Genomic DNA, 9,577 nt, shown 5'->3' on the forward strand with positions numbered 1-9,577 from the left:
TGTCGCCCGAGGCGAACAGCGCGAGGCCGTTCTCGGCGGTCTCGTCGCGGCGGATGCGGCCGACGAAGGTCGGGTCCTGCCCGGCGGCCTCCAGCGGGGTCGGGACGTCGCTGAGCACCACGCCGGGCGCGTCCGCGAGCAGCTCGGCGGCGCGCCCGGGGTCGATCGGGCGCTCGAACCGCGCGTTGATCTGCAGCGAGTGCCCGGTGAAGACCGGCACCCGGACGCAGGTCCCGGAGACCTTCAGGTCCGGGATGCCGAGGATCTTGCGGCTCTCGTTGCGGAGCTTCTGCTCCTCGTCGGTCTCGGCGAGGCCGTCGTCCACGATCGAGCCCGCCATCGGCAGCACGTTGAACGCGATCGGGCGGACGTACACGTCCGGGTCGGGGAACGCGACGGCCGAACCGTCGTGGGTGAGCGCGTCCGCGCCCTCGACGACCTTGACCGCCTGCCGGTGCAGCTCGTCCACGCCGGCCAGGCCGCTGCCGGACACCGCCTGGTAGGTGGCGACGACCAGCGCGGCCAGCCCGGCCTCCTCGTGCAGCGGGCGCAGCACGGGCATCGCGGCCATGGTGGTGCAGTTCGGGTTCGCGATGATCCCCTTGGGCCGGACGCGCGCGGCCTCCGGGTTGACCTCGGAGACCACCAGCGGGACGTCCGGGTCCATCCGCCAGCCGGACGAGTTGTCGACCACGACGGCCCCGGCGGCGGCGACCTTCGGCGCGAGCTCCAGCGAGGTGGTCTTGCCGGCCGAGAAGATCACGATGTCCAGGCCGGTGTAGTCGGCGGTCGCGGCGTCCTCGACGGTGATCTCCCCGTCGCGCCACGGGAGCGCGCGCCCGGCCGACCGCGCCGAGGCGAAGAGCCGGAGCTCGTCCACCGGGAAGTTCCGCTCGGCGAGGATCCTGAGCAGGACACCGCCGACCTGTCCGGTGGCGCCGACGATCCCGATTCTCATGCCGCTCCCTTTTCGCTGGTGCTGTGGCCTGGGCTGATGCTGATGCTTTGACCTGGGGTGACAGAGTCTGCCCAGCCCGTGCGCGGGCCGTCCAGTCAGTTACCCTTCAGAACGACTTTAAGCACTGCTACACGGTGTTCGCGCTCATCCGAAAGATCGGCAGCGCGCCGAGGGCCCGGCGGGACGCCTCGACACGCGGCCGGAAGCGCCCGGATGCGGGCGGAGGCGGTTCAGCGGAAGGCGTCCAGGCCGGTGATCGCCTTCCCCAGGGTCAGCAGATGGACCTCCTGCGTGCCCTCGTAGGTCAGCACCGACTCCAGGTTGTTCATGTGCCTGATCACCGGGTACTCCAGCGTGATCCCGTTCGCGCCCAGGATCGTCCGGGCCTCGCGGGCGACGTCGATCGCGGCCCGGACGTTCGCGAGCTTGCCGAACGAGACCTGCTGCGGGGTGACGCGGCCGTCGTCCTTGCTGCGGCCGATGTGCAGGGCGACCAGCCCGGCCTGGCCCAGCGCGACCTCCATCCAGGCCAGTTTCTCCTGGGTGAGCTGGAACGCCCCGATGGGCTTCCCGAACTGCTCGCGCGTGCGCGCGTAGTCGACGGCCGCCTCGTAGCAGGCGCGGCCCGCCCCGACGACGCCCCAGAGAATCCCGTAGCGCGCCTCGGACAGGCAGCTCAGCGGCCCCTTCAGCCCGGTCACGCCCGGCAGGACGGCGTCGCCCGGCAGCCGCACCCCGTCCAGCACCAGCTCGGACGTCACCGACGCGCGCAGCGACAGCTTCCGGTGGATGTCGGACGCGGTGAACCCGGGCGTCCCGGCCGGGACGACGAACCCGCGGATCCCCTCGCCCTCGACCTGGGCCCAGACGACCGCGACGTCCGCGACCGACCCGTTGGTGATCCACATCTTCGCGCCGTCCAGCACCCAGTCCGAGCCGTCGCGGCGCGCCCGGGTGCGCATGTCGCCGGGGTCGGAGCCGCGGTCCGGCTCGGTGAGGCCGAAGCAGCCGATCGCCTCGCCCGCCGCCATCCGGGGCAGCCACGCGGTCTTCTGCTCCTCCGACCCGAACTTGTGGATCGCCGCCATCGCCAGCGAGCCCTGCACGGACACGAAGCTGCGCAGCCCCGAGTCGGCCGCCTCCAGCTCCCGGCACGCCACGCCGTAGGCGACGGCGCTCGCCCCCGCGCAGCCGTAGCCGTCCAGATGCATCCCGAGCAGACCGAGTCTCCCCAGCTCAGGAGCCAGTTCCCGGGCGGGGAACGCGCCGTCCTCGAACCACTGCGCCAGCCTCGGGGTGATCTTCTCCGCGACGAACGCGCGGACGGTGTCCCGGACCATCCGCTCCTCGCCGGTGAGGCCGTCGTCCACGCGCAGCACGTCCATCGGGCATCCCATCCGTCGGGGGCAGGGGGCGACGCGGCCAGGGTATGACGGGCCCTTTCTCGGGGACGCTCTCAGGGTCGGTTCAGGGCGAATCCCGATGCCGCGACGCGGCCGGGAGGGGGAGGATCCAGGTATGGACACGCAGAACGGCACCAAGCAGCTCCGCCGCACCCGCGACGGCCGGATGATCGCCGGGGTCTGCTCCGGCGTCGGCCGCTACCTCGGCGTCGACCCGAACATCGTCCGGCTGGGCCTCGGCGTCTTCACGCTGTTCGGCGGCGCCGGCATCGCGCTCTACATCATCGCCTGGCTGGTCATGCCGGAGGACGGCGCGGAGTCGTCGGTCGCCGAGGACCTCTTCCAGAAGGCCAAGGAGTCCCCCTCCGTCCAGGACGCCACGCAGAAGGCCAAGGACACCTTCGCCGCCAAGACCCGCCAGTGACGTCCGGGCGGAGCCGCGCCCGGGATCAGGACGCCGACGCGGACGGCCGGACCCCTCCGGACCGTCCGGGCCGGGTCTCCCCGGGCCGGGCCTCCGCGCCGCCGGGCATCTCGGTACCGGCGGCGGCCCCGTCCGCCACCACATAAGCCTCAGAGGCCACACCGGCCGCAGAAGCCACCTCAGCCTCTGAAGTCACACGGGCCTCACCCGCCACGCCGCCCTCGCCCAGCGCGGGAGCCGCGCGCCCGGCGGAGGCGTCACCCGCCTCACGGCCCGCTGACGCCTCGCCCAACTCCGCGGACGCGTCGCGGAGATCGGGCCCGGCGGGTGGCGCGCCGCGAGCCAGCGGCCCACCCCGCGCACCGGGCTCACCGGGAACCGCGTGCCCATCGCGTACCTCCCGGCGCTCCCGCGGGTTCAGGTTCTCCGGCTCGTCCCGAGGCTCCGGGCTCTGACGGACGCTGCCCGGACGCTCGCGGGACGCGGTGATCAGGGTGCCGCGCAGCTGGTTCCAGGTGAGGGTGAGCATCGCCGCGACCGACAGCCCGACCACCCCGGCGAGCGCGACGACGGTCTCCGGACCGAGGTACTGCGCCACCGCGCCGCCCGCCAGGATGCCGAGGCCCTGGCCGGCGAGGATGCCGGACTGGGCGAGCCCGAACGCGCGGGCCCGGCCGTCCGCCGGGACGGCCGCGACGAACGCGGCGTTCGCGGCGAGCTGGTAGGCGCTGCCCGCCCCGGACAGCGCGTAGATCGCGACCACGCCCCACAGCGGTGGATGCGCGCCCGCCAGGATCAGCGGCGCGCAGGCCAGCATGGCCATCCAGCCCATCGACCGCAGCCGGTTCGTCGGGCGGACGAACCGGCTGAACACGAACGCGCCGACCACCATCCCGGTCGGCATCGCCGACATGAGGACCCCGACCGTCAGCGCGCTCCGGTCGAACGTGGCCGCGTACGGCGCGGCGATCCCCTCCGGCAGCACGTAGAACGCGCACAGCCACGCGAACGAGACCAGCGCCCGCAGGACCGGGTCGCCGAACACCAGGCGCGCGCCGTCCCGGGTGCCGCGCCACAGGCTCCGCGTCTCCCGCTCGCGCTCGCGCGGCGCGGGCCTGCCGCGCAGCCCGGCCACCAGGATCAGCGCGGACGCCGCGAACGTCACGGCGTTGATCCCGAGCGCCTGGTAGGTGCCGACCACCGCCACGATCGCGCCGCCCGCGGCGAACCCGAGCATCTGCGTCGCCTGGTGGGTGATGTTGTTGATGGCCGACCCGGCGACATACCTGTCACCTTCCAGCACGTCCGGGAGCAGGGCCGCGCGCGCGGCGGTGAACGGCGCGCCGAGCAGGACGGTGAGGAAGAGCAGCACGCACAGCGCCCAGAACGGCATCGCGCGCAGCGCCATCAGCGCGACCAGGACGGTCCGCGCGAGGTCGCACGCGACCATGACCGTGCGGCGCGGGAACAGGTCGGCCAGCCCGGACAGCACCGGGCCGCCGACGATCGGCGGCAGGTAGGTCAGCGCGTAGGTGAGGGCGGTGTAGAGCGCCGACCCGGTGCGCTGGTAGACCAGCACGGCCAGCGCCACCTGCGCGAGCTGGTCGCCGATGAACGACAGCGCCTGCGCCAGCCACAGCGCGCGGAACTCGCCCACCGCGAACACCTCGCGATAGGTGGCCTGCGCCTCCGCCGGCCGCCGGTGCCGACCGCTCTGCCGTCCAGCCACGCGCTCTCCACTCCGCTCTCCCTCCTCCCATTAACTCACGCTGCGTGGCAGTTATGTGACCTACCGTGCCCAATTCATGGCACACATTGCCGGGCGAACCCCTTGACCCGCCCGTGATCTGCGCTTACCCGCGCCGGGGATCAGTAGCCGAGCTCGTGCAGCCGGGCGTCGCCGATGCCGAAATGATGGGCGATCTCGTGGACCACGGTGATCCGGACCTCCTCGACGACCTCCTCGGCCGTCCCGCAGATCCGCAGGATCTCCCGGCGGTAGATCGAGATCTGATCGGGCAGGACCCCGGCGTACCAGTCCCCCCGCTCGGTGAGGGGCACCCCCTGGTACAAACCGAGCAGACCGGGCTCCGGCGCGTCGTCCTCGACGACGATGACGACGTTGCGCATGTGCGCGGTCAGCTCGGCCGGGATGGAGTCGAGGGCCTCCGCGACCAGGTCCTCGAACGCGTCCCGCGACATCTCGATCACATCGCCCATTCTGCTCCACCGGAGGGAGACCCCTTGTCGCGCAGCAGCCGGAAGCCCCGTACCCCGGCCTTCCGCGTCCGCCTGCCCGCCGCCGTCCGCGCCCGCCTGTCGCGCCCAGGCGCCCGCCCGTCCGCCCCGGACGACCCGCACGCCCCGGACACCACCCCGACCGCCCAGGGCCGCCTGCCGGCCGCGCTGGGGTCGGCGGCGGCCCGGCTGCGGACGCCGCGCATGCGCCGCACCGGGCGCGTCCTGGTGGTGATCGCCGTGGGCCTGGCCGGCGGCCTCGCCGGGCTCCTGGTGGGCGGCCGGGTCAACACCCCCGTCGGCCCCACGGACGTGTCGCTCTCCCTCCGGGCGTCCTGGGACGGCGGGACGACCATCGCCATCCCGCCGCTCGGGGCGCTCCACCTGGACACCCACTGGGGCCCGGTCGCGCTCCGCGCCCAGGTCACCCAGCTGCGCCTGGAGGACGCCCGCGCGTTCATCGAGAGCGCCAACGTGTCCGACCAGCAGATGACCGACCGGATCGCCGGCCAGCTCTGGCACGGCGTCTGGATCATGCTGCTGCGGGCCGCCCTGGCCGCCCTGTTCTGCGCGTTCGTCGCGGGCCTGCTGGTCTTCCGGTCCTGGCGGCGCGCGCTCGCCGGCTCCGGCGCCGCCCTCGCCGGCATGCTCGCGGTCGCGGTGACCGCCTGGCTCTCCTTCAGCCCGGCGTCCCTCGCCGAACCGCGCTACACCGGCCTGCTCGCCAACGCGCCCCGCGTCGTCGGCGACGCCCGCAACCTGGTCGAGCGCTTCACGTCCTACCGCGCGCAGCTCGCCCGCCTGGTCGGCAACATGTCCCGGCTGTACGCCGCGACGTCCAGCCTCCCGACCTACGAGCCCGACCCGTCCACGCTGCGGATCGTGCACGTCTCCGACATCCACCTGAACCCGGCCGCGTGGAACGTGATCCGCTCGGTCGCCGACCAGTTCCAGGCCGACCTGATCATCGACACCGGCGACCTCATGGACCACGGCACCCGCGCCGAGGACAAGTTCGCCGACGACATCTCGACCTTCCGCGTCCCCTACGTCTACGTGCGCGGCAACCACGACGCGCGCGGCACCCAGAAGGCCGTCTCGCGCCAGAAGAACGGCGTCGTCCTGGACGGCGACACCCGCCAGATCGAGAACCTGAACATCTACGGCGTCGGCGACCCCCGCTACACCCCCGACAAGTCCACGCGAGGCGACAACGTCGGCGACGACCAGATGCGCGCCGAGGGACTGCGCCTGGCCGAGAAGCTCCGCAACTCCGGCGCCCGCCCCGACATCGTCGTCACCCACGACCCCGCCGAGGGCGCCGCCTTCTCCGGCCTCACCCCGCTGATCCTGTCGGGCCACCGGCACCAGCGGGAGACCTCCCTGCTCCCGATCGGCACCCGCCTGTTCGTCCAGGGCTCCACCGGCGGCGCGGGCCTGCGCGGCCTGGAGCACGAGCAGCCGACCCCGATCGAGCTGTCCGTCCTCTACTTCAGCCGCGCCACCCACCGCCTCCAGGGCTGGGACGACCTGCGCCTCGGCGGCCTCGGCCTGACGTCCGCGCAGATCGAGCGCCACCTGGAGCCCAAGCCCGACCACGCCGTCACCCCGCCCGCCCCGTCGCCCGCCCCCACCCCCTCCTCGCCCTTCCCGTCCCTGCCCCCGTCCCAGTGGCCCACGACATCGCCGTCCCGTCCATAACCGTTTGTGCGTCCGCCCACGTTGTCCCCTATGCTGGGCACAACGGTGGGCCACGCCCGCCTTAGGCCCCCTTCGTCTAGCGGCCTAGGACGCCGCCCTTTCAAGGCGGTAGCGCCGGTTCGAATCCGGTAGGGGGTACCTCACCGGCGGTAATCCTTTTCTTCATTACCGCTGTCCTCGAACGCCCGGCCGCTGAGCGGCTCCTTGACGGCGTGGACGTCCCGCAGGAACACCCGTGGCCTTCTTCCGCGTGCCCGCCGGTCTCCGTGTGGCGAAAAAGATGATCAAGTGGGCGGGTCGGCGATGTAGCATCCCACCACCCCCATCGACTCCCCCACACAAAAGGTGTCAACATGCACAAGCTCACCGCTGCCGCGATCGGCGGCGCGGCGCTGGCGGCCACCCTGGTGACGGCGCTCCCCGCGTCCGCGGACGTCGGGCACCGGGCCGCCTCGGGCTCGTCGTTCCAGGCCGGGTCGGACGTCTCGTCCACCGCGAAGATGGTGCGCACCGGCAAGATCCACTACTACAAGGCCCGGGAGATCCGCGGCGCGAAGGTCTGGGGCCACTGGTACTGGGCCCGCAAGGGCAACGGCCCCGCGTTCGTCTTCATGGTGACCAAGGTCAAGGACACCCGCGGCGACGGCAAGAGCGCCGGTTTCTGCTACGACCTGTGGGGCTCCAAGAAGTACGACGACGTCCGCGGCATGTGCTTCGTCACCCGCGGCGGCAACGGGACGGTCCGCCGGGTCACCGGCAACCTCGAAGGCGCCCAGCACCTCCGCCTCTACGCGGCCGTCGGCCGCCTCGACAGCAAGAAGCACATCTTCTACACCTCGCTCACCGGGCCCAAGCTCCGGGTCCGCTGACCCCGGCGGCACTTCCCCTTGGACGGCCGGACCCCTGCGGGTCCGGCCGTCCTGGTTTTGTCGGTGGGGTGGCGTAGCGTCCGGCGCATGGAGGAACGGGACGCTTGGGACGGCCTGCTCAAGGCCGGGTTCCTGCATGCCGCGCGTGAGGCGCACCGCGAGACGACCCTGGTCGTGTTCGGCGCGCTCAACCGGGCAGGCGGTTTCACCGAACGGTCGTACGGGGTGTCGTCGTTCGACGTCCTCGCCACGCAGCTCGACCGCGCCCTCGGCGTGGACGAGGAGGACGGCGCCGGGGGACGGCAGCCGCGCATCGCCGTCCGCGACGACCTGAACGGCTCGCCCGGCTGGCGGCGCGGACGGTACCGGGTGCTGCTCAAACGGCACCCCTTCGGGGCCGTCCACGCGATCCGCTGGGACCGCGACAGCCCCACCAAGCAGGCGGTGGCGCGGCAGGAGTTCCCGGACGACCCGCAGCTCGCCCTGCCGATCCCCGGCGTCCACCGCGACACGCCGGACGTCGTCAATCTCGTGCTCGCGCACAGCGCCACCGAAGATCCGCTGGAGATGGAGCTCTTCCTGGGCCATCCCCGGTGGAACGAGGACGGCGGGACGCCCTGGCACTGGCTGCGCCCGCTCGACGACGCGTCGCTCGGGGCCGATCCACGCCGTAAGCTCGTCGAGCCCACCCCGCCGCTGTGGGGCGACGACGAGGCGGACGTGCCGATGCGGCTTCGCGCGGGGGAAGAGACGAGCTATGAAACGGCGCGGTGAACGAGACGCGGGACGACGAACGCACCTCCGGCAGGCACGCGGGGGTGGTGTTCGACGGTGAACGGCTGACCCTGGCCCGGCGGCTGCGCGGGCTGCGCAAGAACCAGCTCGCCCAGGCCGTCGGCACGACCCCGGCGACGATCGGGCAGTACGAGGCGGGTGTGCGCCGGCCGTCCGGGCTCTCGCTGTCCAGGCTCGCGTTCGCGCTCGGCGTCCCGGTCGACTTCTTCCGCGCCGGCCGCGGCCCGGTCCCGCCGGACGCCGCGCACTTCCGGTCGCTGCGCTCCACCACGCAGGTCGAGCGCGACCAGGCGCTCGCCTACGGCCGGATCGCGGCCGACCTGGTCGCCGTCCTCGCGGGCGTGGTCGAGTTCCCGCCCGCCGCGCTGCCCGAGCACCCCGTCTCCCCCGACGAGATCGCGGGGCCGGGCCCGGTCGCGGCCGCCCGCGAGGCCCGCGCCGCCATGCTCGGCGCGGACGCCCGCGGACCGGTGCCGCACGTCGTCCGGCTGCTGGAACGGCACGGCGTCGTCGTGCTGGTGATGCCGCCGTCCTCCGAGCGCGTCGACGCGTTCGGCATCGGCGCGCACCCGCATCCGATGGTGCTGTTCAACCCGGCCAAGGGCGACTACTGGCGCAACCGGTTCGACGCGGCGCACGAGCTCGGGCACCTGGTCATGCACGCCGACGCCGAGCCCGGCAGCAAGATCGTCGAGGACCAGGCGCACCGCTTCGCCGCCGAGTTCCTGCTGCCCGAGGCGGACGTCGCGGACGTCCTCCCCGCCGTCCCCGACTGGGACCGCCTCGCCGAGCTCAAGGCCGAGTGGGGCGTCAGCATGGCGGCCCTGCTCTACCGCGCCCGCACGCTGCGCATCATGCCCGAGCAGACCTACCGCGAGGCGATGGCCACCATGTCCCGCCAGGGCTGGCGCCGCGCCGAACCGTCCCCCGCCACCATCACCGCCCCGGCCTCGCGAGCAGCCAGCCTCACCGCCCCCACGGCCGCGTCCCCGGCCACGACCGCAGGCGCGGGCTCGAACGCGGCGCCGGCCGCAGGCGCGGGCGCTGCCCGGAGCACGAGCACAGCCGCGGCCATCGGCGCGGGCGCGGCCATCGGTACGGGCGCGGCTCCGGGCGCGGACGCGGGTTCGGTGGGGCGGAGGTTGGAGCGGCCGACGTTGCTCACGCGGGCGATCGAGCTCGCGGCGCG

9 protein-coding genes and 1 tRNA gene are annotated in these 9,577 nt (G+C 73.3%); 6 read left to right on the forward strand and 4 right to left on the reverse strand.

Annotated elements, in window-relative coordinates; all coding sequences use genetic code 11:
- Together AB0J52_RS15745 and AB0J52_RS15750 are read right to left on the reverse strand one after the other, a co-directional pair.
- Window positions 1-958 (reverse strand): aspartate-semialdehyde dehydrogenase (locus AB0J52_RS15745; protein WP_500182293.1); only part of this gene is annotated, 958 nt, incomplete at its 3' end.
- Window positions 959-1,188: 230 nt separating this feature from the next.
- A complete protein-coding gene (locus AB0J52_RS15750; RefSeq protein ID WP_500182294.1) occupies window positions 1,189-2,343 on the reverse strand; it encodes an acyl-CoA dehydrogenase family protein in 1,155 nt (384 codons plus the stop codon).
- A gap of 133 nt (window positions 2,344-2,476) precedes the next feature.
- Here AB0J52_RS15750 and AB0J52_RS15755 point away from each other — a divergent pair, with 133 nt between their 5' ends.
- Window positions 2,477-2,785 (forward strand): PspC domain-containing protein, encoded by a 309-nt coding sequence (locus AB0J52_RS15755; RefSeq protein WP_500182295.1) that lies wholly within the window; start codon window positions 2,477-2,479, stop codon window positions 2,783-2,785.
- Window positions 2,786-2,810: 25 nt separating this feature from the next.
- Here the strand turns inward: AB0J52_RS15755 and AB0J52_RS15760 are convergent, their stop codons facing one another.
- Together AB0J52_RS15760 and AB0J52_RS15765 are read right to left on the reverse strand one after the other, a co-directional pair.
- Window positions 2,811-4,514, reverse strand: a complete 1,704-nt coding sequence (locus AB0J52_RS15760; protein ID WP_500182296.1) for an MFS transporter — start codon at window positions 4,512-4,514, stop codon at window positions 2,811-2,813.
- A gap of 140 nt (window positions 4,515-4,654) precedes the next feature.
- Window positions 4,655-4,996, reverse strand: coding sequence for a metallopeptidase family protein (locus tag AB0J52_RS15765; RefSeq protein ID WP_500182301.1), 342 nt, complete (start codon window positions 4,994-4,996; stop codon window positions 4,655-4,657).
- Between the two features lie 33 nt (window positions 4,997-5,029).
- On the opposite strand from AB0J52_RS15765, the gene AB0J52_RS15770 reads away from it, so the two are divergent.
- The 5 genes from AB0J52_RS15770 to AB0J52_RS15790 form a co-directional block, all read left to right on the forward strand.
- Entirely contained in the window at window positions 5,030-6,724 is a 1,695-nt protein-coding gene (locus AB0J52_RS15770) for a metallophosphoesterase family protein (protein ID WP_500182297.1), read from the forward strand.
- A 65-nt stretch (window positions 6,725-6,789) separates the two neighbouring features.
- Window positions 6,790-6,862, forward strand: a tRNA-Glu gene (locus AB0J52_RS15775).
- A gap of 215 nt (window positions 6,863-7,077) precedes the next feature.
- On the forward strand, window positions 7,078-7,593 hold the full coding sequence (locus AB0J52_RS15780; RefSeq protein ID WP_500182298.1) for a hypothetical protein: 516 nt from the start codon (window positions 7,078-7,080) through the stop codon (window positions 7,591-7,593).
- A gap of 87 nt (window positions 7,594-7,680) precedes the next feature.
- Window positions 7,681-8,367 carry a hypothetical protein gene (locus AB0J52_RS15785; RefSeq protein WP_500182299.1) on the forward strand — a complete coding sequence of 229 codons (687 nt, stop codon included), beginning with the start codon at window positions 7,681-7,683 and terminating at the stop codon, window positions 8,365-8,367.
- On the forward strand, window positions 8,364-9,577 hold a 1,214-nt coding region (locus tag AB0J52_RS15790), incomplete at its 3' end, for a helix-turn-helix domain-containing protein (protein ID WP_500182300.1). The genes AB0J52_RS15785 and AB0J52_RS15790, both read left to right, overlap by 4 nt.

The organism is Spirillospora sp. NPDC049652, from assembly GCF_040675125.1.
Classification (GTDB): domain Bacteria; phylum Actinomycetota; class Actinomycetes; order Streptosporangiales; family Streptosporangiaceae; genus Spirillospora.